Here is a 1353-nt window from a genome sequence, read left to right on the forward strand (position 1 = left end):
TGCGCATCACAGAGGTCGCCGATACCGTCATTGTCTGCATCTTCCTGACCGGGGTTGGCAATCTCAGGGCAGTTGTCAGTGCCATCAGGAATACCGTCTCCATCGCGGTCAGCCTCAAACACATAAACAGCACCGGCATCTAAAATACTCTTTTGCTCAACTAAGTTTTTATTGGTACCAGGAGCACCAACTACGAGTGTATGGCCATCAACATCTGTACTGTATCCGAACACATCGCTAAAGAGCTCACTGGAAGCTGAAATTTTCTGAACAATCGTCCACGTGTTACCGGTTCGTTCAAATGCGATGACTTCAGCGTCGGCAGGGTCTGGGGTCTCTGTGCCTGCAAATAGCTTGTTGTTCTGCAATGCAACATCAATGCCTAAAGATTGATTGGATGGCGTATCCGAAGTCAGCATTGCCTGTAAAGACCAACTGCCTCCGTTGCGGGTGTATACAGATATCGCCCCAGCTTCGGGTATTGCTGAGTTCTCAACATATGGGATACCAACTGCAATTGTGTCCTGATGAATGGCAACACTGGCTCCGAAACCATCATTGGCAGCACCTCCGGGATTTTTCAGGGATTGCTGTTCAGTCCAGACGCCGTTGCTTAACGTAAAGACTTCGACATCTCCTAAATGGCCGTCTCCCAAGGGTGAACCCACAACAGCGGTTTGGTCGTGAAGTGCGACAGAGTAGCCAAAATTATCGTCAGCCCCAATGTCGTTTGAAACAAATTGTTGTGATAATGCCCAGCTTGTCCCCGTGCGCAGGTAATAGTCCACCTGGCCGCTGTCCGTGCCATGGTTATCTTTTCTTGGTGTGCCGATTAACAAGCGATCACCCTGGATTGCAATGGCGGACCCGAATAAATCTAAGGTTTGAGGGTTGGTTGGTGTGAGTTTTTGTTGTTCAGTCCACTGATTGCCAGCACGGACAAAGATATAAACTGCACCCGTGTCTTGCCCTTGAATCGGTGCACTGACAACGACTGTGTCGCCATGGATAGCGACAAATTGTCCGAATCTCCCCCCCATATTATCGCTGGGAGTCAGGATCGCCTGTTCCGACCAACCCGAACCATTTCGTTCGAAAACATAGGCACGATTCCCGGTCTGTTGGCCGACAACCATGGTATCGCCATCAATCGCAACATCCCATCCAAACCTTGCATTTGCACTCGCATCACTGGCAAAAAGTGAGGCGCTTTCAATGTAATCAGAGGCTGCCTGTACTTTTTCAGGTATTGAAACAGAGATAGCCATGAGCAGTGCGGTTAGCATGCCCGATACGCTTCGGTACGACGTGATAAAACGTTTGTTATCTTTCATCATTCATCCTTCCTGTGAT

The 1353-nt window shown here is 49.2% G+C and carries 1 protein-coding gene; it reads right to left on the minus strand.

Annotation, left to right across the window (positions count from 1 at the left end):
* A partial coding sequence (locus Q4491_RS21400; RefSeq protein ID WP_303460796.1) for a thrombospondin type 3 repeat-containing protein occupies nt 1-1337 on the minus strand: 1337 nt, incomplete at its 3' end.
* Between the last annotated feature and the right edge of the window lie 16 nt (nt 1338-1353).

This window comes from Photobacterium sp. 2_MG-2023, from assembly GCF_030547675.1.
GTDB lineage: Bacteria > Pseudomonadota > Gammaproteobacteria > Enterobacterales > Vibrionaceae > Photobacterium > Photobacterium arenosum.